This is a genomic window from Billgrantia zhangzhouensis (genome assembly GCF_021404465.1).
GTDB classification, from domain to species: Bacteria; Pseudomonadota; Gammaproteobacteria; order Pseudomonadales; family Halomonadaceae; genus Halomonas; species Halomonas zhangzhouensis.
The window spans coordinates 164,862-187,971 of sequence record NZ_JABFTT010000005.1 but is presented as its reverse complement, the minus strand read 5'-3'; the positions used below and the strand labels follow the sequence as shown (position 1 = coordinate 187,971).

Sequence of the window (23,110 nt, the reverse complement as noted above, 5' to 3'; positions counted from 1 at the left end):
CGACTGGGCATGGCGATGCCGCTGGCGCTGGCGGCGCTGGTTGGTGTGGGGTTGGGCCACTGGGCTCCTGCCGCGCTATTCGAGGGGTGGGCCCTGTGCCTGCTGTTTCTGCTTGGTCGCGGGCAATGGCGCGCCGCTGGCCTGGTCGTGGCGATCTTCTTTACCTCAAGCCAGGTGCTGCTGGCCAAGGGAGCCGTGTTGCCCGATGGGCTGCTCAGGGCCGATCTTTCCCTGACCGGGCGTATCGAGTCGGTCGAGGATGAGGAGCGGCTCAGCCGGTTGATGGTGCGCGTGGAGTCGTGCAGGCCGTTGGATCTCGCAAGGCTGCCGTGCGATGCACTGCGCCGGGTACGGCTCAGCTTCTACCAGGCCCCCGAGATACGCGCGGGCGAGCGCTGGGCCATGACCGTACGATTGCGGCCACCGGCGGGTTTCGCCAACCCCGGCACCTTCGACTACGGCGCCTGGCTATGGCGCGAGGGGATCCAGGCGACCGGCTATGTGCGCAGCGAGCCCGCTGCCGAGCGGCTGGAGAGGGCGCCGATATCACTGCGCCAACGTGCACTTGGCTATCTCGACGAACAGGAACTTTCCCCGCGGACCCGACGCTGGCTGGCTGCCTTGACCCTGGGAGCGGGGGACCGGCTTGCGCGCGATGACTGGGATCTGCTCAATGCCAGCGGTACGACTCATCTGGTGGTGATTTCAGGGTTGCACGTGGGGCTGGTGGCGGCCTTTGCGCTGTTGATGGGGCGTGGGCTGGCTCGGCTGGTCATGCCGCGCCGATGGCGCATGACGGTATGGCCGTGGTGGCTGGCCGGTGCCGCTGCCATTGGCTATGCCTGGCTGGCGGGCCTGCAGCCTCCGGCCATGCGTGCCATGATCATGACCCTGGTAGGTCTGTGGGTGGCCAGCGGGCGGCATGCCCCCGGCCCGTGGCAGGCATGGTGGCTGGCCTTGGGGGTGGTGGTGCTGGTCGATCCGCTGTCGGCGTGGCGCCCCGGGTTGTGGCTGTCGTTCCTGGCCGTGGCGCTGCTGATCCTCATCTGGCAGGGGCGGGTTCGGCCACGCGGCATGCTCGGCTGGGGATGGGGGCTGCTGCGTACCCAAGTATTGCTCGCACCCTTGATGGCCGCTGCCGTGCTGCTGGCGTTCGCTCGGCTGGCCCCGGCGGCGCCGCTGGTCAATCTGGTGGCGGTGCCGCTGGTCAGCACGGTGCTGGTGCCCTTGGGATTGCTTGGCTGGCTACTGGCTCCCGTGCCGCTGCTCGGTACGTTGTGCTGGTGGCTGTTCGAGCGTAGCACGCAGTTGCTGGTGGGGTTGCTCGAATTGGCCGTCGACAATTTGCCGCTGTGGTGGCCTTCGCCGGAGCAGGTCGTGCCGCTGGCGCTGATGCTCGGTCTCGTGGCGCTGCTGTGGTCGCTACCTGGCCTGGTCAGGACGCTGCGGGTGGGAGCTACGTTGCTGCTGATACCTGCCATGTTGGGTCTGTCCACGCCTGTGCCCGAGCCCGGTACGCTGCGGATCAGGATTCAGGACGTCGGCCAGGGGCAGCTGATCGAATTGCGCAGTGCCAGCTATCGGCTGCTCTATGATACCGGGCCGCGCTTTGCATCCGGCTTCGCTCCGCTGAGTTCGCTGTGGCCGGCAGGCCAGTATTTCGACGATGTCATGGTCAGTCATGACGATCTCGACCATGCCGGCGGCGTCGCCGTGCTGGACGAGCGGCATTCGGTGGGGCGGTTCTTGGCGCCACCCGGTGAGTCGATAGGCGTACCTTTCGACAACTGCCTGCGCGGGCAGGCATGGCAGCGGGACGGCGTCTCCTATCGTGTGTTGTGGCCGCCCGAGGAGACGGCGGAGCTCTCGAGCAACGACCGCTCCTGTGTTCTGGAGGTGACAGCTGGCGATGACCGGCTGCTGCTCACCGGGGACGTCGGGCGCGAGATCGAGCGTTTGTTCCTGCTCGACGTGGAGTTGCCGGTCACCCTGCTGGTGGCGGGGCATCACGGCAGCCGCAGCAGTTCGGGGCCGCAGCTGGTGCAGGTGCTGGCCCCACAAACCGTAGTCTACAGTACTGCCCGGCACAGCGCCTTCGGCCATCCCCATGACGAGGTGGTACGACGTTTTCGTCGTGCCGGCAGCTGTCAGTGGAGTACCGCGCTGGACGGTGCCGTGACCTTATGGTTGGGCCGTGCCGAGGGACTTGCGTTGTACGCCGCGCGGGACATGCCCTGGCGCCGTGGCGGTGTCGAAGGTAGATGCCATGCGGTAGAATCGCGCCATTGATCGCGACGGTCGTTGCGTGAAGAGGGGAAGACGATGGACATGATGGATGCGCTCATCGCCGGCGGCTGGCTGATGATCCCCTTGCTGGGATGCTCGCTGTTGGCGACGGTGATCATCATCGAGCGCCTCTGGACCCTGCGTGCCAAGCGTATCGCCCCCTATGGCCTGGGGCAGGAGGTCTGCTCGCTGGTGGCACGTGGCCAGGTCGATCTCTACTGGCTCGAGAGCCATTCGCCGCTGGGCGGCGTGCTGGCGGCCGGGCTGCGCAATGCCCGCTTGGGCCACGAGCAGGTCCGCGCCCGGCTGCAGGAGGCTGCCACCGCGGTGATCCATGACATGGAGCGCTTCCTCAGCCCGCTGGGCACCATCGCGGCCATCACGCCATTGATCGGTCTACTGGGTACCGTGGTAGGCATGATCGAAGTTTTCGCGGTGATCGTCTCCGCCGATGGCGTCGGGCGTACCGCCGAGCTTGCCGGCGGTATCTCGCGCGCCCTGGTGACGACCGCGGCGGGCCTCACCGTGGCGATTCCGGCGCTGATGTTCCATCGTTACTTCCTGCGCCGGGTCGAGGACATCACCGTGCGCATGGAGGAGCAGGCTGGCCAGGTGGTTGAATTTCTCGCCCATTACCAGGGCGAGTTGGGCTTCAGCGATCAGCATGAGGGCGATTTCTCCGCCTCGGAGGCGAGGGGCTCGTGAGGTTCGTGCGCCGTCGTCGCGATCCGGTGGAGGTCAATCTCACGCCGCTGATCGACGTGGTCTTTCTGCTGCTGATCTTCTTCATGGTATCGACCACCTTCGAGACTCGTCAGGCGCTCGAACTCACGCTTCCCGAGAGTGTATCCGGGGCCGGACTCGACGCCTCGCCGACCACGCTGGCGGTGACCGCGCAGGGGCGTTACCGGCTGGGCGGGCGTGAGTTCGCCGCCGCCGAGCTGGGCCAGGCGCTGTCTGCCGAGGCCGACCGGGCCAGGGTTCATGGTCTGGTCGTCGAGGCCGATGCCCGCGCGATGCATGCCGACGTGGTGCGGGCACTGGACCAGGCGAGTGTGCACGGCATACGTCAAGTTCGCATCGCCACGAGCGAAACTCAGGCTACATCCACGCAAGCGGAGATACCGTGACTCAAGACCGGACCCAACATTCGGGCTGGACCCTCTACAAGCAATTGCTGGCCTACGTCAAGCCGCACTGGATCTCATTCGCCCTGGCGATCGTCGGCTATGCGCTTTATGCGGCCTCCAGTACGGCCCTGGCCGAGATGATGAAGCGCTTGATCGATGGTATCCAGGACCCAGACGCCGCCTTCCGCCTGTTCTTGCCGCTGTTCGTGGTGTTCATGTTCGCCGCCAGGGGGCTGGGCACCTTCCTCGGCACTTATTTCATGAGCAACGTGGCGCGCAACGTGGTGCATGCGCTGCGCTGCAACGTGTTCAATCACATGCTGCACCTGCCCGGTCGCTTCTTCGATTCGCATTCCAGCGGTCATCTGATCTCACGGGTTACCTACCATGTGGAGCAGGTCACCGGGGCGGCGACCAATGCCATCACCATCCTGCTGCGCGAGGGGCTGTTCGTGATTGGTCTGTTGGGCTACCTGCTGTGGACCAACTGGATGCTGACCCTGCTGTTCCTGGCCGTGACGCCGCTGATCGGTGGTGTGGTGAGCTATGCCAGCAAGCGCTTCCGGCGCATCTCCCTGCGCATTCAGGATTCCATGGGCGACGTGACCCATGTGGCCTCCGAGGCCTTGACCGGATACCGCGTGGTGCGAACTCACGGTGCCGAAGCCTACGAGAAGGAGCGTTTCGCCCGGGCCAGCGACTACAACCGCCAGCAGAAAATGAAGGAGGCGCTGACCAAGGCCATCAGTACGCCGGTCATCCAGTTGTTGATCGCCGTATCGCTGGCGGTACTGGTGTGGCTGGCCATGTCGCCGGCGCTGCTGGCCGACATGACCCCCGGTGAATTCGTTGCCTTCATTACCGCCGCATCGCTGATGGCCAAGCCAGTGCGCCAGCTCACCGAGATCAACAGCGAGATCCAGAAAGGGATCGCCGCCGCCGCCGAGCTGTTCGGTCTGATGCAGGTGCCGCTCGAGCCCGACGAGGGCACCCGTGAGCCCGAGCGCCTCGAAGGCAAGGTGGAACTGCGTGGGGTGCATTTCCGCTACGGCGAGGATCAGCCCGAAGTGCTCAAGGGCATTGATATCGTCATCGAGCCTGGGGAGATGGTCGCTATCGTGGGACGCTCGGGGAGCGGCAAGTCGACCCTGGCGGGACTGTTGCCGCGCTTCTACCGCCCCACCGCCGGTCAGGTGCTGATCGACGGCGTGCCCATCGACGAGTATCGTCTGGCGCCCTTGCGTCGTCAGCTCGCCCTGGTGTCGCAGCAGGTGACGCTGTTCAACGCCAGCATTGCCGACAACATTGCCTACGGTGTGCCCCAAGCGGATCGCGACACCATCGAGGCGGCCGCACAGGCGGCCTATGCTCATGAGTTCATCGAGCGGCTGCCCGACGGCTACGATACCATCGTCGGCGACAATGGCGTGATGCTCTCCGGTGGTCAGCGTCAGCGCCTCGCCATTGCCCGGGCGATCTTCAAGGACTCCCCACTGCTGATTCTCGACGAGGCGACCTCGGCGCTGGACACCGAGTCGGAGCGTTACATCCAGCAGGCGCTCGAGGTGGTTTGCCGCGGTCGTACGACGCTGGTCATCGCCCACCGGCTTTCCACCATCGAGCGAGCCGATCGCATCCTAGTAATGGAGCAGGGGCAGATCGTCGAGCAGGGCGCCCATGCCGAGCTGTTGGCGCGCGACGGTGCCTATGCGGCGCTGCACCGGTTGCAGTTCCAGGAAGCTTCGGTGTCATGAGCCGTGGCCTGGGCGAACGCTGGCTCCAAGCAGCCTACGGCGACGCCGCCTGGCTCAGGGCGCTGAGGCCGCTAGAAGCCCTGTATCGCTGGGTCGTCGAGCGTCGTACTGCGCGCTATCGGGACGGTCGTCGTCGGGTATGGCGAGCTACCGTGCCGGTGATCGTGGTGGGCAACGTGACCCTGGGAGGAACCGGCAAGTCCCCTCTGGTGGCCTGGTTGGCTCGCCACCTGTCCGAGCAGGGGTGGCGGCCGGGTATCGTCTCGCGCGGCTATGGCGGCAAGGCGGAGCAGGGTGCAGGCTACCCGTTGCATGTCACCCTGGACACGCCCAGTGCCCACAGCGGCGACGAGCCACGCATGCTGGCGCGTCAGACCGGCCTGCCGGTGGTGGTCGACCCCGACCGCCCGCGCGGTGCCAGGGCGCTGCTCGAGAGGGGGTGCGACATCCTGCTTAGCGACGACGGTCTGCAACACCTGGCGCTGGGGCGCGATCTGGAACTGGTGGTGGTGGATGGCCGCCGCGGGTTCGGCAACGGACGTTGCCTGCCTGCGGGCCCCCTGCGTGAGCCTCTGTCACGCCTGGACGAGGTGAGTGCGGTACTGATCAATGGAGAACCGGCCTTCGTGCCGCCAGCGGGCGCCTGGACCTTTCGCCTGGTACCGGTCCGCTGGCGTTCGCTGGAGGATGGGACGTCCCATACTCTGGCGCCGTTGCCGTTCCACGGCCCGGTACATGCCGTCGCGGGGATCGGGAATCCCCAGCGTTTCTTCACGACCCTGGCCGAGATGGGAGTCGAAGCCAGGCCGCATGCCTTTCCCGATCATCATCGATTCACGGGGCAGGAGTTGACCTTCGGCGACGACCTGCCGGTAGTGATGACGGCCAAGGATGCCGAGAAGCTGGATGCCGTGACCCTCGAGCGGGGCTGGGTGCTGGAGGTCGAAGCCGAGCCGTCGGCAGACTTTGCGGCCTGGCTGGACACGCGACTGTCAGGGTTGCGATAACCTTAGTTCGAACGATAGAGGTGTAACAATGGACAAGGAACTGCTGGCCATGCTGGTCTGCCCGCTGTGCAAGGGCAAGCTCAAGTACGACCGCGAGGCCCAGGAACTGCTGTGCCACTACGATGGCCTCGCCTATCCGGTGCGCGACGGCATTCCGGTCATGCTGCCCGAAGAAGCGCGTCAGCTTGAGATCGACGAGAAGCTGCCGCCTTCCCCTGGCCGCAACGGAGAGGGATGATGGCGCAGGATAACGCCTTCATTGCGGTGATACCGGCACGCTACGGCTCCTCGCGACTGCCGGGCAAGCCACTGCTCGACATTGCCGGTGAGCCCATGGTGGCGCATGTCTGGCGCCAGGCCTGCGCGAGTGCTGCCAGCCGTGTGGTGGTCGCCACCGACGATGCGCGGATACGCGACGCCATGTTGCCGTTAGGCGCCGAGGTGGTGATGACTCGCGCCGACCATCCTTCCGGCACCGACCGGCTGGCCGAGGTCGCCGAGACGTTGGGGCTCACCGCCGACGCCGTGCTGGTGAACGTCCAAGGTGACGAACCGCTGATTCCACCGCGGCTGATCGACCAGGTCGCGATTCGGCTTTATGACGACCCGGGGGCCTCCATTGCGACCTTGGCGGAACCGATCGGTGATGTGGAAACGCTGTTCAATCCCAATGTGGTCAAAGTGGTACGCGCTCTCTCGGGGCGTGCGCTCTATTTTTCCCGTGCCCCTATCCCATGGGACCGCGAGTCGTTCGCTGCGCGTCCGGAGTGGCTCGAGACCGATGCCTGGCTGCGCCATATCGGACTGTATGCCTACCGTGCTGCCTTCCTGGCGGAGTATCGCGACTGGAGCCCATCGGCGCTGGAGCGGCTGGAGCAGTTAGAGCAGTTGCGAGCGCTGCACTACGGTCATGCCATTCAGGTGGCGCTGGCCGCCGAGCCCAACCCGGCCGGGGTCGATACCTTGGCAGACCTGGAGCGCGTCAGGGCTCTGCTGAGCGGGAACCCATAAGGAGGGACAACCATGCGTGTTCTGTTCGTCTGTCTCGGTAACATCTGCCGCTCGCCCACCGCCGAAGGCGTGTTCCGTCGCGAGCTCGAGGCGGCAGGGCTGGCCCGTCGTGTGGAAGTCGATTCCTGCGGCATCGGTGACTGGCACGTAGGCAAAGCGCCCGATCCGCGTTCCGCTGCCGCCGCACGCCGACGTGGCGTTGACTTGAGCGAGTTGCGCGCGCGCCAGCTCGCGGCCGAGGACTTCTCGCGCTTCGACTACCTGCTGGCCATGGACCACGACAACCTGGCGGCGATACGTGCGCAGTGCCCCGAGGGGTGCGGCGCCCACATCGGTCTCTTTCTCGACTTCGCCGGCCATGTCGACCGGTCGGTACCCGACCCCTACTACGGTGGCGAGCAGGGCTTTGAGAAGGTGCTCGACCTGATCGAAGCCGCTTCCCGCGGCCTGGTCGAGGAGATAGCCCTGCGGCTCGAGGGGCAGCGGCATTGAGCGATACCCTGCTGGCCGACCGGGAGCTGACGGCAGCCAATACCCTGGGGCTTCCCTGTCGTGCCGAGCGCTTCGCTTCACCGGCAGCCATCGAGCCGCTGCGTAGGCTGCTGCGTTTGGCGGATGACCTCAACTGGCCTCTTACCGTGTTGGGTGGGGGCAGCAATTTGATCCTGCCCGAACGACTGCCCGGGTTGGTGCTGCGCCCGGCGCTGCGTTATTGGTGGCTGGAACCCCGGGAGGGCAGCGTACTGGTGCATGTCGGGGCAGGAGTCGAGTGGCACCCGCTGGTCATGGCATTGGCCGGCCGTGGCCTGTGGGGAACGGAGAATCTGGCGTTGATCCCGGGCTCCTGCGGTGCCGCACCGATCCAGAACATCGGGGCCTACGGTGTCGAGCTGTGCGAAGTGCTCGAAGCGGTTCACGTGATGTTCATCGAGGATGGTCGTTGCGCGCGCCTGACGGTGGGAGAGTGCGCCTTCGGCTACCGCGACAGCATCTTCAAGGGCGAACTCGAGGACAAGGTGATCGTCACCGGGCTGGCCCTACGGCTCACTCGCGATCCGCATCCTCGGCTGGGTTATGGTGATCTGGCCCAGCGGTTGGGCCCTCGGCCGGGCCCGCTCGATGTGGCCGAGGCGGTATGCACCATTCGCCGCGAGAAGCTGCCCGATCCGGCCGAGCTGGGCAATGCCGGCAGCTTCTTCAAGAACCCTATCGTAGAACGGCGGCAGGCGGAGGAAATGCTGCTGTCATGGCCTGACATGCCGTATTTCGAGCTGGCCGATGGGCGCGTCAAGCTGGCGGCCGGCTGGCTGATCGACCGCTGTGGGCTCAAGGGGTGGCGATCGGGCCATTTCGGCATTCATGAGCGTCAGGCGCTGGTGCTGGTGCATTTCGGTGGTGGCAGTGCCGAAGAGCTGCTGGCGTTTTCCCGGCAGGTAGCGACAGAGGTGGAGGCTCGCTTCGGTGTCGTGCTGGAACGCGAACCCAGGCTGGCCTGAAAGCTGCGTAGGGCACTGGCGAGACGGCAAACGAGCATGAATGAAAACGGCCCGCGCTGAGCGCGGGCCGTTCTCTATTAGGCAGTAGGGTGTATCAGCCCTGGCTGCCTTTCTGAGCCTCCTGCTCACGGCGACGGATTTCGCGCGGGTCATTGTGCGCGCGACGCCGGCGGCGGGCAGCGGTCTGCTCGGCTTCGGATGGCTCAGCCTTGGCTTCGGGCTTGGTTTCTTCCGACTTCGGCTGCTCAGCCTTGGGTGCCTCGGCGGGCTTGGGCGCCCCGACCTTGGCCTGCTCGGGCTTGGCTTCTTCCGACTTCGGCTGCTCGGCCTTGGTCGCCTCGGCGGGCTTGGGCGCCTCGACCTTGGCCTGCTCGGGCTTGGCTTCTTCCGACTTCGGCTGCTCGGCCTTGGTCGCCTCGGCGGGCTTCTCGGCCGACTTGGGCGCCTCGACCTTGGCTAGCTCCGGCTGGGCTTCGGGCTTGGCTTCTTCCGATTTCGGCTGCTCGGTCTTGGCCGCCTCGGCGGGCTTCTCGGCCGGCTTGGGCGCCTCGACCTTGGCTAGCTCCGGCTTGGCTTCGGGCTTGGTTTCTTCCGGTTTCGGCTGCTCGGCCGGTTTGGGCGCCTCGACCTTGGCCTGCTCGGGCTTGGTTTCTTCCGGTTTCGGCTGCTCGGCCTTGGCCGCCTCGGCGGGCTTCTCGGTCGGCTTGGGCGCCTCGACCTTGGCTTGCTCGGGCTTGGCTTCTTCCGGTTTCGGCTGCTCGGCCTTGGTCGCCTCGGTGGGCTTCTCGGTCGGCTTGGGCGCCTCGGCCTTGGCCTGCTCCGAACCAGCTTCACCCTTCTGCTCGGGTGCTTCCGCCTGGAGGCGCTTCTGCTCAGCCTCGGCCTGCGGATTGATGGCGTGCTGGCGCGAGCGGTTGCGCGGATTGTTGCGCGTACGCTTGGGCTTGCCGTCGTCGCTCTTGGCCGGCTCGGTTACCTGTTCGACAGGCTTTTCCTGTGGCTCGGCTTTCTGGCGGCGCGGCGTCTCGTCACGCCCACGAGGCTTGGCCTGACGTGCCTCCTCGGTGGCCTGGGGCTTGTCGGCGCGTGCGTGATTGCGCCCGCGACCGCCACGGCCGCCGCCGCTGTCCTGGCGCGCTTCCTGGCGAGAGTCCTGACGTGCTTCGGTACGGGCACTTTCCTGGGAGCGGGCCTGGCCGCGCTGGCTACGGCCATCGTCCTGGGATTCGCCACGCGCACGCCGCCGTCCGCGACCGTTGCGCTCGCCGCGTTCGTCCTCGCCGCGGGGCGGTGCCTGTGGCGGGGTCGGCTTGCGCGACTCCACCGCAGTGGTCGTATCGCTCTCGGTTCCGCCGAGCAACTTGGTGACGCCCTTGAGCAGACGGCCGAGCACGCCGGCAGCGGGGGCTGCGGCAGTGGCGGGAGTAGGAGAAGGTGCCTGACGGGGCGGCTCCTGCTGCAAGGAGGCCGGAGCCGGTTCGTTGTGGATCACCGTCTTGACCGCAGCCTCGGTACGGGCCATCGGTTTGGCGATGCTCATGTCCGGCTCCTTGCCGATGTCGGTCTCGACCGACAGCTCGAAGCTGGACTTGTCCTGATCGCCTTCCTCCTCGATATGGTCGTCACGCAGGCGTTGCACGTCGTAGTGCGGCGTGTCCATGTCGGGCTTGGGCAGGACCAGCACCTTCACGCCCTGGCGTTGCTCGATGTCGGCAAGCACCGCACGCTTCTCGTTGAGCAGGTAGGTGGCCACCGGCACCGGGAGGATGGCGCGAATCTGCGCGCTGCGTTCCTTCATCGCCTCCTCTTCGATCAGGCGCATGATCGAAAGCGACAGCGAGCGCACGTCGCGGATGGTGCCTTGGCCGTTGCAGCGCGGGCATACCACGCCGCTGGTTTCGCCCAGTGACGGGCGCAGGCGCTGACGCGACATCTCCATCAGGCCGAAGCGGGAGATACGGCCAATCTGCACCCGGGCGCGATCGAGCTTGAGCGCATCGCGCATGCGGTTCTCGACCTCACGCTGGTTGCGCGCGGGACTCATGTCGATGAAGTCGATCACCACCAGACCGCCGATATCGCGCAGGCGTAGCTGGCGGGCGACCTCGTCGGCCGCCTCGAGGTTAGTTTGCAGCGCGGTCTCCTCAATGTCGCTACCACGGGTGGCGCGCGCCGAGTTGATGTCGATGGAAACCAGGGCTTCGGTATGGTCGATGACGATGGAGCCACCGGAGGGCAGCTTCACTTCGCGTTCGTAGGCGGTCTCGATCTGCGATTCGATCTGGAAACGCGAGAACAGCGGAACCTCGTCGGCGTAGAGTTTGATCTTCTGCTGGTATGAAGGCATGACCTGACGAATGAACGTCAGCGCTTCCTGGTGTACCTCGGGGCTGTCGATCAGCACCTCGCCGATGTCCTGGCGCAGGTAGTCGCGCATGGCGCGGATGATGACGTTCGATTCGCGATAGATCAGGAACGGGGCGGGGCGCTTGCCGGCCTCCTCGGTGATCGATTCCCACACCTGGACCAGGTAGTCAAGGTCCCACTGCAGCTCCTCCGGGCTACGACCAATGCCGGCGGTGCGAACGATCACGCCCATCTTCTCCGGCACGGTGAGCTGGCCCATGGCCTCCTTGAGCTGGGTGCGCTCGTCGCCCTCGATGCGCCGCGAGATGCCCCCGGCACGGGGGTTGTTGGGCATCAGCACGAGGAAGCGGCCAGCCAGACTGATGAAGGTGGTCAGCGCCGCACCCTTGTTGCCGCGCTCCTCCTTGTCGACCTGAACGATGACTTCCTGACCCTCCTTGAGCACCTCCTTGATGCTGGGACGGCCCGAAGATTCCTTCAGGAAGTACTCGCGGGAAATTTCCTTGAGGGGGAGAAAACCGTGGCGATCGGCGCCGAAGTCGACGAAGGCGGCTTCGAGGGAAGGTTCGACTCGGGTGATCTTGCCACGGTAGATGTTGGCTTTCTTTTGCTCCCTGGCACCGGATTCGATGTCCAGGTCGTACAGGCGTTGTCCATCGACCAGCGCGACGCGCAGCTCTTCCGGCTGGGTCGCATTGATGAGCATCCGTTTCATGTTGTCTCGCAATCTGGACGCGCCGGGGGGCATCGAAGAAGGCGAACCTCTGGGTGCTGCGTGCTTGTGCTCAGCGCATGTCGCGGATGCGCAGTGGCGCCCGATCGTACCGGCACCCGAGAGGGGCCCAGCACGACATGATCATGTTGAGTACGCGGCGGAGGCAGGACATGTCTCGGTGGGGCTTCTCCCATCCGGCCCTGCGGTCACCGCCAGACACCTGGCATTCATCGATTCGCCAACGCCGGCCACCGGCACGATGTTGAACGATTCCCGTGGCCACCGCTCGCCTGTCACAGGGCGAGCCGGGATCCGGGCGTGGCGTCACTACATTACTTGTCAATTCTTGCGTCTATTCACTCGTCGGCGGCGGGATCTCTGTCAGGGATCGTCGCGGCCCGATTTCGTCGCTCCGGCCTGCGTGTCTGTCGTGCAGGCGCCATGGGACCGAAGGGATCCATCCGAGCGAGCTGGCAATATAGCAGTATTGGCAAGGCACAGCAATTGGCGCAGTGCGCCGCCGAGTGCGTTAGAATGCTGGCTCACAACAGTTTTTCTGCAGGAATGTCATGGCCGAGGGGCGCAACGTACAGTGGGTGGAAGTGGGCGAGGGCCAGTCGGGCCAGCGGGTCGACAACTTCCTGATAACGCGCCTGAAAGGCGTGCCGCGAACGCTGGTCTACCGCATCGTGCGCAAGGGCGAGGTGCGGGTGAACAAGAAGCGGGTGAAGGCGGACTATCGCCTTCAGGAGGGAGACTTGGTGCGTATCCCGCCGCTCAAGCTCGCTCCGCGCGAGGCGGTCAAGCAGGTCAGTGAAGGCCTGCGCAACCTACTCGCCGGCAGTGTGCTGGTAGAAGGGCCGGGCTGGCTGGTGCTCAACAAACCGGCCGGGCTTCCCGTGCACGGTGGCAGCGGGGTCAAGATCGGCCTGATCGAAGCACTGCGACAGGTGCGCGAGGACCTCGAGTTTCTCGAGCTGGTCCACCGCCTCGATCGCGATACCTCGGGTTGTCTGCTGCTGGCCAAGTCGCGTCCCGCGCTGCTGGCGCTCAACGAGGCGCTCAAGCAGCATCGGATGGACAAGCGCTACTTGGCGCTGGTGGCTGGCCGCTGGCCGGCGCGACGTGAATTCGTCAGCGCCCGCCTCGATCGCTATGACGCCGGCAACGGTGAGCGCCGGGTACGCGTGGATGCTGCCGGCAAGGTGGCGCGCACCCGCTTCGCCGTGCGTGAAGCCCTGCCCAAGGCAACGCTGATCGAAGCCGAGCCAGTGACCGGGCGCACCCACCAGATCCGCGTGCATGCCGCTCATGCCGGCTACCCGTTGCTCGGAGACGACAAGTATGGTTCCCGCGAAGGCGAGTCGCTAGCGCGGCATCTCGGTCTGTCGCGCCTGTTCCTGCACGCTGAGTCGCTGACCTTTCCCGAGCCCAGTAGCGGGCGGCCGGTACAGATCCGTGCACCGCTGCCCGACGAGTTGGAGGCGGCGCTCGCCCAGGCGCGCAACGCACGTTGAGTTTCGGCCCCGCCGGGCCTGCCTATCGACACTATCGACGACCGGAGCCAGCATGCGCTATCGACTGATCATCTTCGACTGGGACGGCACCCTGATGGATTCCGTCGCCCGTATCGTGACCTGCATGCAGGCGGCGGCCCACGATGCTGGCTGGGGGCGCCTCGAGGAGGCCGCGGTGCGTGATATCATCGGTCTAGGGCTGCCCGAGGCCATCGATCGGCTGTGTCCGGGTATCGATGCCGAGCGCTTCGAACTCTTGCGCAGCCGTTATGCCTATTATTTCGTCGAGGGTAGCCGTACGCCGATGCCATTCTTTGCCGGCGTCGAGGCGGGCATCGCAAGGCTGCGTGAATTCCCGGCACGACGCCTTGCCGTGGCGACCGGCAAGAGCCGGCGAGGCCTCGACAGGGTCTTTCGCGAGAGTGGTAGTGGCGCCTGGTTCCATGCCAGTCGCACTGCCGACGAAACCCGTTCCAAGCCGCACCCGCAGATGCTCGAAGAGTTGCTGGTCGAACTCGACGTGCCGGTCGAGGAGGCGGTGATGGTAGGCGATACCGAGTACGATCTGGAGATGGCGCGGGCCCTGGGCATGGATCGGGTCGCGGTGACCTGGGGCGTGCATGCCCCGGAGCGCTTGGCGGCCAGTCGCCCCGTCTATACTGCCGGGGCGGTCGAGGCGCTATTCGACTGGTTGGCAAGCTAGCAGACGAGCAAGTTGGCGGACGAGAAAGTTGGCAGGCGATACAAGGGAAGATGAGTCCATGAGCGACGACAAGCGTGAAGACCGCTGGACCGAAGGACCGGAGCTGACCCCCGAGCAGGCGCGTGAAGCGCAACAGGCAAAGCAGGAAAAGCCGGTGCCGCCACCGGAGAGCGCCGAGACGCTGCGCGAGCGTCAGCGTCTGGCGCAGCAGGAGATGCTCGATCGCTGGATCGACGGGGTGTTGGTCGAGCAGCGTCGCTCGCGGCGCTGGAAGTTGTTCTTCCGCTTCTTTTTCGCCGTGCTGATCCTTGCCTCCCTGGCAGCTACCTTTTATAGCCTGTTCGGTGATCCCGCCCGCGAGCCGGAGCGACACCACCTGGGCGTGGTCGAAGTGCACGGGGTAATCGACAGTGAATCGCCGGCCAGTGCCGAGCGTATCATCGAGGGGCTCAATCGCGCCTGGGAGGCAGCCAATGCCGCTGTCGTGGTGCTGCACATCGATAGCCCTGGAGGCAGTCCGGTGCAGTCGCAGCGTGTCTATGATGAAATCATGCGTCTGCGTGAAGAAGGCGGCAAGCCCATCATCGCGGTGATCGAGGATGTCGGGGCCAGCGGCGCCTACTACATGGCGGCGGCAGCCGATGAGATCGTGGCGGCTCCGGCCAGCCTGGTGGGGTCGATTGGCGTCATCTTCGCCAGCTTTGGCTTCGAGGAGGCCATCGACCGTATCGGTATCGAACGGCGGATCTATGTCAGTGGCGAGAACAAGGGGTTCCTCGACCCCTTCTCGCCGGTAGCGCCCGACGAGCGTGAGTTCTGGCAAACGGTCATGGATACCACCCATGGCCAGTTCATCGAGGCGGTGCGTCAGGGGCGCGGTGAGCGTCTGGTCGAGGACGAGCGGCTCTTCAGCGGCTTGATCTGGAGCGGGCAGCAGGCGCTGGAGCTGGGTCTGATCGATGGAATCAGCAGTCTCGATGCCTTGAGTCGTGAGCTGTTCGGGGAGGTGCGGCTGCACGACTACACGCCGCGGCTGGACCCGTTCGAGCGGCTAAGCCGCCAGTTCGGCCGGGTCGCCGCGGAGTGGGTGGGGGTGCCTGCCAGCCGCTCTCCGGTGCGCTATCAGTTGCCCTGATCTCCCAGTGGATCGAGGCCTGCTTCGCGCAACAGCGCGCACAGCCGGATCAGTGGCAGGCCGATCAGCGTGTTGGGGTCGTCTCCCTCGAGCCGTTCGAACAGGGCAATGCCCAGCCCTTCCATGCGAAAGCTGCCGGCGCTGTCTAGCGGTTGCTCGCGTTCCACGTAGTGGGCGATTTCTTCGTGTGTGAGGCGGCGAAAGTGAACGTCATATCGTTCGTGGCAGACCCAGTGACGTGTGGCGCGGGTGTCGATCAGTGCCAGTCCGGTGAGAAAGGTCACCTGGCGGCCTGAGAAGCGTGTGAGCTGGGCGCGTGCCGTGGCGGCGTCTCCCGGCTTGCCCAGTATCTCGCCATCGAACACGGCGACCTGGTCGGAGCCGATCACCAGATGGTCGGGATACTCTGCTGCCACCCGGTTGGCCTTGGCCAGTGCCAGACGATGCACCAGGCTCTCGGGAGCTTCGCCGGGTCGCGGTGTCTCGTCGATGTCGGGGCTTGTCCAGGCGTAGGGTAGCCCCAGTCGATCGAGGAGTTGGCGGCGCCAGCGGGAGCCGGAAGCGAGAACGAGTCGGGGCATGGATGCGCTCCTGCGTCATGCGGTGAGAGGTTACTGGGGGATCGAGCGAGCGGGTATTGTAACTCGCTGAGATAGCGTCTTTGACAGGGGCAGGGGGAGTGCCTATCATTGCGCGCCTATGTTGACCTCACGACTTCCCATAAGGGTTGAGCCTTATCGGCTCGCTGCACGTGCCGAAAGCCTTTCCGGCCTGATGGCGCTTGACCGGTTCGAGCGCCTCGCCGCGCAGGTCGGGGCACAGTCGGGCGATTGCCAGGTGTGGCTCGATTTCGGTATCGATGCTCAGGGCCGCCGCGAAATTCGCGGTCGTCTCGAGGCCGAGCTGCAGCTGCCTTGCCGGCGCTGCCTCGAGCCTATGGCGCAGCATGTCGAGAGCGAATTCCTGCTGGGCATGGTCTCGAGCGATGCACTGGCAGCAGAGCTGCCAAGCACCCACGAGCCGGTGCTGGTGGAAAACGAACAGCTGAACCTGCTGGAGGTGGTCGAGGATGAGTTGATCCTCAGCCTGCCCCAGGTGGTTTACCACGACGAGGCGCATTGCCGTGTCTCGCGCGACCAGCTGAGCAGCGGCGAGGAGGCCGAATCGAGCGAGCCGACTCCCGCAAGTCCTTTCGAGGTGCTGCGTCACCTCAAGGGCAAATCCTGATTGTTTATCGTCTCACTTCGGAGTGACACCCATGGCAGTTCAACAGAATCGTAAGACCCGTTCCAAGCGCGGCATGCGTCGTAGCCACGACGCCCTGAGCGCACCGACCCTGTCCCAGGACAAGGAAACCGGTACCACTCACCTGCGTCATCACGTCTCTCCTGACGGTTTCTACCGTGGTCGCAAGGTGGTCGACGCCTGAGTCGACCCGCTGTCGATGACCGTCGGCACTTGAGCGTGCGGATTGCCATCGATGCGATGGGTGGAGATGTCGGTCCTGCCGCTGCCATCCATGGCGCGGCAGCTGCGGTGCAGGCCTGTCCGGGGTTGGAGGTCGATCTGTTCGGCCCCGGCGATCGACTGGCGACCGAGCTCGAGAACCTGCCGCGGCATCTCGCCGCGGCGGGTTCGCATCTGTCCATCCATCATGCGCCGGGTCTGATTCGGCAGAATCAGCGCCCGTCCGACGCGCTCAGACGTGGCGGCGACACCAGCATGGCGCTGATGCTTTCCCATGTGGCCGAGCGCCATGCCGTGGCTGGTGTCAGTGCGGGCAATACCGGTGCGCTGATGGCCCTGGCTCGACGCGCTCTTGGTACCGTGGCGGATATTCCGCGTCCGGCGATCTGTACTGCCATCCCTACCCGCAACGATGGCCGCTGCTACCTGCTGGATCTGGGGGCCAACGTTGACGTCTCCGCGAGGCGGCTGGTGGATTTTGCTCGCATGGGGGAGGTCATGGCACGCCACGTGGACGGCCTTTCGGCTCCCAGGGTGGCATTGCTCAACGTGGGCAGCGAAGGTACCAAGGGCAGCGAGGCGGTGCGGCAGGCGGACTCGCTGCTGGGCGAGACGGGCTCGCTGAACTATATCGGCTTCATCGAAGGAGATGGTATCTTCGCCGGCTCCGCCGATGTGGTGGTGTGCGATGGTTTCGTTGGCAACGCGGTGCTCAAGGCCAGCGAGGGATTGGCGCGCATGTTGATCGAGCGGGTGCAGGTGACCTTCGAGTCGCACTGGAGCAGCCGCTTGGTAGGCATGCTGGCGAGGCCGGCGCTGCGTCGGTTGAAGAGCGAGCTCGATCCGGTGCGCTACAATGGCGCCAGCCTGCTGGGACTCGACGGCATCGTGATCAAGAGCCACGGCAGTGCCGATGCCACTGGCTTTTCCTATGCTGTGTTGCGGGCCGTGCAGGAGGTCAGGCGTGGCTTGCCGGAGCGGCTCGCCATGGAGCTGGGCGTCGGGCGTGACAGCACTCAACAGGAGTAATGGTGAACGACATGACTCAACCCCTTGCCCTCGTATTCCCCGGGCAAGGCTCCCAGCAGGTGGGCATGCTGCGGGAGCTGGCGGAACGCTACAGCGTCGTGCGGACGACCTTCGAGGAAGCCGCCGACGCCTTGGGCTACGACCTGTGGAAGGTGGTCCAGGAGGGGCCCGACGAGGCTCTTAATGTCACCGCCTGTACCCAGCCGGCGCTGCTGACGGCCAGCGTGGCCATCTGGCGGGTATGGCAAGAGCTGGAAGGTCCGCGCCCCGGGGCCATGGCGGGGCATAGCCTGGGCGAGTACAGCGCCATGGTGTGTGCCGGCGTCATGGGCTTTGCCGATGGTGTGCGCTTGGTGCGTATGCGCGGCGAGGCGATGCAGGAGGCGGTGCCGGTCGGTCGTGGCGCCATGGCAGCCATTCTGGGTCTCGACGATGCCACCGTTGAAACGGCCTGTGCCGAGGCGGCGCAGAATGAGGTCGTGGCGGCGGTGAACTACAACGCCCCTGGCCAGGTAGTGATCGCCGGCGACAAGGCTGCCGTGGAGCGGGCCAATGTTCTGTGTCAGGAGGCGGGTGCCAAGCGCGCCATGCCGTTGCCGGTTTCCGTGCCTTCGCACTGTGCGCTGATGCGGCCGGCCGCCGAGCGGCTCAAAGCGGCCATGGCTAATCTCGACATGCGCCCGCCGCGCTACACCGTGTATCAAAATGTCGACGCCCAGGCGCATGCCGACGTCGAGACGCTGCGTACGCGTCTGGTCGAGCAACTCTACCAGCCGGTACGCTGGACCGCCTGTGTCGAGGCGATGGAAGCGGCGGGTGCGTCGGTCTTCATCGAGTGTGGGCCGGGCAAGGTGCTCACCGGTCTTGGCAAGCGTATCGCCAAGGGGAGCAAGGGATTGGCAGTCAACGACCCCGACAGTCTCGAAGCGGCGCTCGCGTTGGCGCACGAGGCTGGCCAGTAGCCGAGCGGGGCGCGGCCAGAATAACCAACAAGCAGGGGCTCGAGCCCCAGAACCAAACAGCATTCGGAGCGGGAACAGGCTATGTCCAGCGAACGCAGAATTGCCCTGGTGACCGGTGCCAGCCGTGGCATCGGCCGGGCCATTGCCCACGAACTCGGCCGCCAGGGGCGCGTGGTGATCGGAACGGCCACCACTGAGTCGGGCGCGGCCAAGATCGACGAAGACCTGCGTGCCAACGGCATCGAGGGGGCCGGCAAGGCGCTCGACGTGACCGACCTGGCCAGTGTGGAGTCGCTCGTCAAGGCCGTTACCGAAGAGTTCGGTGCCCCCACCATCCTGATCAACAATGCCGGCATCACGCGTGACAACCTGCTGATGCGCATGAAGGAGGACGAGTGGGATTCGGTACTCGACACCAACCTCAAGTCGGTGTATCGCGTCACCAAGGCGTGTCTGCGCGGCATGACCAAGGCTCGCTTCGGTCGGATCGTCAACATCAGCTCGGTGGTGGCGACCATGGGCAATCTCGGCCAGACCAACTATGCTGCCGCCAAGGCGGGCATGGAAGGCTTCACCCGTGCCCTGGCGCGGGAGGTGGCTTCCCGGGCGATCACCGTCAACGCGGTGGCGCCGGGCTTCATCGCCACCGACATGACGCACGCATTACCCGAGGAGCAGCATAAGGCATTGCTGACCCAGATTCCGCTGGCGCGCCTTGGCGAGCCTGAGGAGATTGCCGCTGCCGTCGGTTTCCTGACCAGCGAGAGTGCCGGTTATATCACCGGCGAGACGCTGCAGGTCAACGGTGGCATGAACATGCGTTGAAGCTCCCTCGGGTCGGCGGTTGCGCCGACGGGGGGGCGTCTATAAACTACCCCGCAGCTTGAGTTTGCGGACCAAACGGCTGGTCATCTGAACGGCTAACTTGAACGACTGGAGTACGTATAATGAGCACCATCGAAGAGCGCGTGAAGAAGGTTGTGGCCGAGCGCCTGAACGTCAAGGAAGAAGACATCCAGAACAGCTCCTCCTTCACCGAGGACCTTGGCGCTGATTCCCTGGATACCGTCGAGCTGGTCATGGCGCTCGAAGAGGAATTCGATACTGAAATTCCCGATGAAGAAGCCGAGAAGATCACCACCGTTCAGGAAGCCATCGATTACGTCAATGCCCATCAGTAAGGGCGCGGTCGTCACCGCTTGCTGAGGTGAAGGGCATCGCATGATGCCGGGAAAGCCGTCCTGAGACACAGGACGGCTTTTTGCTTTGTGTCGGGGCCATGGCTGCCCAAGCGAGGAGCATGTCCGGTATAATGCGCGCAATGACGGCCTGGGAGATGGGCCGTGTCATCAAGGTTGTCTGGAGGATTACTGATGGCTCGTAGAGTTGTGGTGACCGGGCTGGGACTGGTCACGCCGGTGGGCAACACCGTCAAGGAGAGCTGGGAGAGCATCCTGGCCGGCAAGAGCGGCATCGCCCCCATCGAGCATTTCGACGCCACCGGCTTCAACACTCGCTTCGGAGGCTCGGTCAAGAACTTCGACATCAGCCCGTACCTGAACCCCAAGGATGCGCGCAAGATGGACCTGTTCATCCAGTACGGGGTAGCGGCGGGCGCCCAGGCCATCAGCGACGCAGGGCTCGAGTGCACCGAGGAGAACGCCGAACGCATCGGCGTGGCCATCGGCTCCGGCATCGGCGGGCTGCCGATGATCGAACAGAACCACAATGCCCTCAACAAGGGCGGTGCGCGTCGTATCTCGCCCTTCTTCGTTCCCGGCTCGATCATCAACATGATCTCCGGCAACCTGGCCATCCAGCATGGCTTCCGAGGCCCCAACATTGCCATCACCACGGCCTGTACCACCGGCACTCACAACATCGGTTACAGCGCTCGCACCATCGCCTACGGCGATGCCGACGTGATGATCTGCGGGGGGGCTGAGATGGCCACGACACCGCTGGGGCTGGGCGGGTTCTCCGCCGCCCGGGCGCTGTCGACCCGCAACGACGATCCACAGGCTGCCAGCCGCCCCTGGGACCGCGACCGTGATGGTTTCGTGCTTTCGGACGGTGCCGGCGTCCTGGTGCTCGAGGAGTACGAGCACGCCAAGGCGCGCGGGGCGCGCATCTACGCCGAGCTGACCGGCTTCGGCATGAGCGACGACGCCTACCACATGACCGCACCGCCCGAAGACGGCAGCGGAGCGGCGCTGTCGATGAGCAATGCGATTCGCGATGCCAAGCTCGACCCTTCGGCGGTGCATTATATCAATGCGCACGGCACCTCTACCCCGGCAGGCGACCTGGCCGAGAGCCGGGCCGTCAAGAAGGTAATGGGTGAGAGCGCGCACAGCGTGGCCGTGAGCTCCACCAAGTCGATGATCGGCCACCTGCTGGGTGCAGCCGGTGCCGTCGAGGCGATTTTCTGCATCCTGGCCATCCGCGACCAAGTGGCGCCCCCGACGATCAACCTGGACAACCCCCAGGAAGGCTGCGACCTGGACTACGTGCCACATACCGCGCGTGAAATGAAGGTCGACGTGGCGCTGTCCAACTCGTTCGGCTTCGGTGGTACCAACGGTACACTGGTCTTCTCCCGGCTGCGCTGAGCCGGGACGTCGCGAGCGTATGACATGACGCGGCCGCAAGCAGAGCCCTGGGTGCCGGCCGACGATCGTGGCGTGGCCTATGGCGACGGGTTGTTCGAGACCGTGCTGGTCCGCGACGGTGAGCCTCTGCTGTGGCCACAGCACATGGCCCGGCTGGGTAGGGGCTGCCGGAGGCTGGGCATCCCCATGCCTGCCGCTGCCGAACTCGACGGCTTGCCCGCCCTGGCGGGGTCGGGACTCAGGGTGCTCAAGCTGATCCTCACTCGGGGCAGCGGTGGGCGCGGCTACCTGCCCCCGTCGGTCGCCAAGCCCCGGTTGCTGTGGCAGGCGTTCGATTTCGCGCCCCGGCCACAGTGTTGGCAGTTGGGTGTGCGGGTGCGCCATTGCCGGTTGCAGTTGAGCATTCAGCCATTGCTTGCCGGACTCAAGCACCTCAATCGGCTCGAGAACGTGCTGGCGCGCAGTGAGTGGGACGATCCGGATGTGGCCGAGGGAGTGCTTTGTGACACCCAGGGACACTTGGTCGAGGCCACCTGCATGAACCTGTTCTGGCAGCGCCGGGGATGCCTGGAGACGCCTCGACTGGACGGCAGCGGCGTGGCCGGGACGTTGCGTGCTGCCCTGATGGAACGCTTGGATATCAATGAAGTTGCCATGGGGCCGGAGGCGCTGGTCGAAGCCGAGGCCGTGTGGCTCGGCAACTCGGTCCAGGGCCTCTGGCCCGTGGTGCGTCTGGATGACGCTGATGGCTCCCGCCAACTGAACTGGACGCTTGGCTCCGTGCACCGGACCTTGCAGGGCAAGGCTCATGAGCTGCTGGGCTATCCGGCCACTTTCGCGCGCTGAAGCGCATAGAAGAAGAGAAGCGGGTAACGAGGAAGCACATGCTGCGATTGGTGAAGTTTCTTGTCGTGTTGATCATCGTGGCAGCCGTGTCGGTCTTCGCCGCTTATCGCTATTGGGAGAGCCGGCTCGAGGTGCCCATTGCGGTGGAGGAGGAGACTCTCTACGAGGTGCCGCGCGGGGCGGGCTACAACCGAGTGGTGACGGACCTGACGGCACGTGGCGTGATCGGGGACGAGTGGGCATTTCGTCTGTTGACACGGCTCGAGCCCGAAGCGATCCCGCAGCTACGGGCCGGTGAGTACATGCTCGAGCCGGGCATGAGTGGGCGCGAGTTGATCGAGTTGCTCGGCAGCGATCGGGTGGTCACCTACCCGCTGACCATTCCCGAGGGGTGGACCTTCCGCCAGATGCGTGCCCGGCTCGATGCCGCTCCCAAGCTCGAGAACCTGACCCAGGGACTCAGCGACGAGGAGGTGATGGCGCTGCTGGAGCGTGAGGGACGTCACCCCGAGGGTTGGTTCTTTCCCGATACCTATCGCTACCACAAGGGCATGAGCGATCTCGATATCCTGCGCCAGGCCCTGGCGCGCATGGAGCAGGTTCTCGACGAGGTATGGGAGGCTCGCAGCGACGATCTGACCATCGAAACGCCCTATGAAGCACTGATCATGGCTTCGCTGATCGAGCGCGAGACCGGTGCCCCTGAGGAGCGTCGCGAGATTGCCGGTGTGTTCAAGCGCCGCATGGAGCGTGGCATGCGCTTGCAGACCGACCCCACCGTCATCTATGGCATGGGGGAGCGCTACGCGGGTCGTATCACGCGTGCGGACCTGCAGGAAGCCACGCCCTACAATACCTATGTCATTGCCGGCATGCCGCCGACGCCGATCGCCATGCCCGGGCGCGCCTCGCTCGAGGCGGCAGTGGATCCGCTGCCCGGCGACACTCTCTACTTCGTCTCACGCGGCGACGGCACGCACCACTTCTCGCGCACGCTGCGCGAACACAACAATGCCGTGAACCGCTACATCCGCAACCGCTGAGGACACACTCTCTGAGCGTTTTGCCGGAAA

23 protein-coding genes are annotated in these 23,110 nt (G+C 65.3%); 21 read left to right on the top strand and 2 right to left on the bottom strand.

The genetic code is table 11. The features are described 5' to 3' along the window. The first annotated feature begins 9 nt into the window (after positions 1 to 9). Genes HOP51_RS08155 through murB form a run of 9 tightly spaced genes read left to right on the top strand, consistent with a single transcriptional unit; the run spans position 10 to position 8,684 of the window. Positions 10 to 2,289: a DNA internalization-related competence protein ComEC/Rec2 gene (locus tag HOP51_RS08155; RefSeq protein WP_234273445.1), complete on the top strand. Its 2,280-nt coding sequence runs from the start codon at positions 10 to 12 to the stop codon at positions 2,287 to 2,289. Between the two features lie 33 nt (positions 2,290 to 2,322). Then, positions 2,323 to 2,991 (top strand): MotA/TolQ/ExbB proton channel family protein, encoded by a 669-nt coding sequence (locus tag HOP51_RS08150; RefSeq protein ID WP_234273444.1) that lies wholly within the window; start codon positions 2,323 to 2,325, stop codon positions 2,989 to 2,991. Continuing rightward, complete coding sequence (locus HOP51_RS08145) at positions 2,988 to 3,416, top strand: ExbD/TolR family protein (RefSeq protein WP_234273443.1); 429 nt, start codon at positions 2,988 to 2,990, stop codon at positions 3,414 to 3,416. The genes HOP51_RS08150 and HOP51_RS08145 overlap by 4 nt, the downstream gene beginning before the upstream one ends. Next, the gene (msbA, locus tag HOP51_RS08140) at positions 3,413 to 5,170 is read left to right on the top strand and encodes a lipid A export permease/ATP-binding protein MsbA (RefSeq protein ID WP_234273442.1); all 1,758 of its coding nucleotides are present in this window, start codon (positions 3,413 to 3,415) and stop codon (positions 5,168 to 5,170) included. Before HOP51_RS08145 ends, msbA begins: the two co-directional genes overlap by 4 nt. After that, a complete protein-coding gene (lpxK, locus tag HOP51_RS08135; protein WP_234273441.1) occupies positions 5,167 to 6,177 on the top strand; it encodes a tetraacyldisaccharide 4'-kinase in 1,011 nt (336 codons plus the stop codon). The genes msbA and lpxK overlap by 4 nt, the downstream gene beginning before the upstream one ends. A 28-nt stretch (positions 6,178 to 6,205) precedes the next feature. After that, positions 6,206 to 6,415 (top strand): Trm112 family protein, encoded by a 210-nt coding sequence (locus HOP51_RS08130; RefSeq protein WP_234273440.1) that lies wholly within the window; start codon positions 6,206 to 6,208, stop codon positions 6,413 to 6,415. After that, positions 6,412 to 7,188 carry a 3-deoxy-manno-octulosonate cytidylyltransferase gene (gene kdsB / locus HOP51_RS08125; RefSeq protein WP_234273439.1) on the top strand — a complete coding sequence of 259 codons (777 nt, stop codon included), beginning with the start codon at positions 6,412 to 6,414 and terminating at the stop codon, positions 7,186 to 7,188. The genes HOP51_RS08130 and kdsB overlap by 4 nt, the downstream gene beginning before the upstream one ends. A 12-nt stretch (positions 7,189 to 7,200) precedes the next feature. Continuing rightward, positions 7,201 to 7,680, top strand: coding sequence for a low molecular weight protein-tyrosine-phosphatase (locus HOP51_RS08120; RefSeq protein WP_234273438.1), 480 nt, complete (start codon positions 7,201 to 7,203; stop codon positions 7,678 to 7,680). After that, positions 7,677 to 8,684, top strand: a complete 1,008-nt coding sequence (murB, locus tag HOP51_RS08115) for a UDP-N-acetylmuramate dehydrogenase (protein ID WP_234273437.1) — start codon at positions 7,677 to 7,679, stop codon at positions 8,682 to 8,684. Before HOP51_RS08120 ends, murB begins: the two co-directional genes overlap by 4 nt. Before the next feature lie 94 nt (positions 8,685 to 8,778). Here the strand turns inward: murB and rne are convergent, their stop codons facing one another. Continuing rightward, positions 8,779 to 11,766 (bottom strand): ribonuclease E, encoded by a 2,988-nt coding sequence (gene rne / locus HOP51_RS08110; RefSeq protein ID WP_234273436.1) that lies wholly within the window; start codon positions 11,764 to 11,766, stop codon positions 8,779 to 8,781. A 569-nt stretch (positions 11,767 to 12,335) separates the two neighbouring features. Between rne and HOP51_RS08105 the strand changes: the two genes are divergently transcribed. From HOP51_RS08105 to sppA, 3 genes are read left to right on the top strand one after another with little or no spacing between them, the layout of a single operon-like run. Next, a complete protein-coding gene (locus HOP51_RS08105; protein ID WP_234273435.1) occupies positions 12,336 to 13,283 on the top strand; it encodes an RluA family pseudouridine synthase in 948 nt (315 codons plus the stop codon). Between the two features lie 52 nt (positions 13,284 to 13,335). Further along, the gene (locus HOP51_RS08100) at positions 13,336 to 13,986 is read left to right on the top strand and encodes an HAD family hydrolase (protein WP_234273434.1); all 651 of its coding nucleotides are present in this window, start codon (positions 13,336 to 13,338) and stop codon (positions 13,984 to 13,986) included. A 58-nt stretch (positions 13,987 to 14,044) separates the two neighbouring features. Beyond that, positions 14,045 to 15,121, top strand: a complete 1,077-nt coding sequence (gene sppA / locus HOP51_RS08095) for a signal peptide peptidase SppA (RefSeq protein ID WP_234273433.1) — start codon at positions 14,045 to 14,047, stop codon at positions 15,119 to 15,121. Here the strand turns inward: sppA and HOP51_RS08090 are convergent. Next, entirely contained in the window at positions 15,109 to 15,702 is a 594-nt protein-coding gene (locus tag HOP51_RS08090) for a Maf family protein (RefSeq protein ID WP_234273432.1), read from the bottom strand. The genes sppA and HOP51_RS08090 overlap by 13 nt on opposite strands. Positions 15,703 to 15,820: 118 nt before the next feature. Between HOP51_RS08090 and HOP51_RS08085 the strand changes: the two genes are divergently transcribed. The 9 genes from HOP51_RS08085 (at position 15,821) to mltG (ending at position 23,080) form a co-directional block, all read left to right on the top strand. Beyond that, the gene (locus tag HOP51_RS08085; protein WP_159551149.1) at positions 15,821 to 16,348 is read left to right on the top strand and encodes a YceD family protein; all 528 of its coding nucleotides are present in this window, start codon (positions 15,821 to 15,823) and stop codon (positions 16,346 to 16,348) included. Positions 16,349 to 16,379: 31 nt separating this feature from the next. After that, positions 16,380 to 16,550: a 50S ribosomal protein L32 gene (rpmF, locus tag HOP51_RS08080; RefSeq protein WP_021820795.1), complete on the top strand. Its 171-nt coding sequence runs from the start codon at positions 16,380 to 16,382 to the stop codon at positions 16,548 to 16,550. 35 nt (positions 16,551 to 16,585) lie between these two features. After that, positions 16,586 to 17,617, top strand: coding sequence for a phosphate acyltransferase PlsX (plsX, locus tag HOP51_RS08075; RefSeq protein ID WP_234273564.1), 1,032 nt, complete (start codon positions 16,586 to 16,588; stop codon positions 17,615 to 17,617). 11 nt (positions 17,618 to 17,628) lie between these two features. After that, positions 17,629 to 18,579 carry an ACP S-malonyltransferase gene (gene fabD / locus HOP51_RS08070; RefSeq protein ID WP_234273431.1) on the top strand — a complete coding sequence of 317 codons (951 nt, stop codon included), beginning with the start codon at positions 17,629 to 17,631 and terminating at the stop codon, positions 18,577 to 18,579. An 81-nt stretch (positions 18,580 to 18,660) separates the two neighbouring features. Further along, on the top strand, positions 18,661 to 19,404 hold the full coding sequence (gene fabG, locus HOP51_RS08065; protein WP_234273430.1) for a 3-oxoacyl-ACP reductase FabG: 744 nt from the start codon (positions 18,661 to 18,663) through the stop codon (positions 19,402 to 19,404). 122 nt (positions 19,405 to 19,526) lie between these two features. Further along, entirely contained in the window at positions 19,527 to 19,760 is a 234-nt protein-coding gene (acpP, locus tag HOP51_RS08060; RefSeq protein ID WP_008956801.1) for an acyl carrier protein, read from the top strand. A 189-nt stretch (positions 19,761 to 19,949) separates the two neighbouring features. Next, entirely contained in the window at positions 19,950 to 21,191 is a 1,242-nt protein-coding gene (fabF, locus tag HOP51_RS08055) for a beta-ketoacyl-ACP synthase II (RefSeq protein ID WP_407061792.1), read from the top strand. 24 nt (positions 21,192 to 21,215) lie between these two features. Beyond that, positions 21,216 to 22,037: an aminodeoxychorismate lyase gene (gene pabC / locus HOP51_RS08050; RefSeq protein WP_234273428.1), complete on the top strand. Its 822-nt coding sequence runs from the start codon at positions 21,216 to 21,218 to the stop codon at positions 22,035 to 22,037. Positions 22,038 to 22,075: 38 nt separating this feature from the next. Then, a complete protein-coding gene (mltG, locus tag HOP51_RS08045; RefSeq protein WP_234273427.1) occupies positions 22,076 to 23,080 on the top strand; it encodes an endolytic transglycosylase MltG in 1,005 nt (334 codons plus the stop codon). The last annotated feature ends 30 nt before the right edge of the window (positions 23,081 to 23,110 follow it).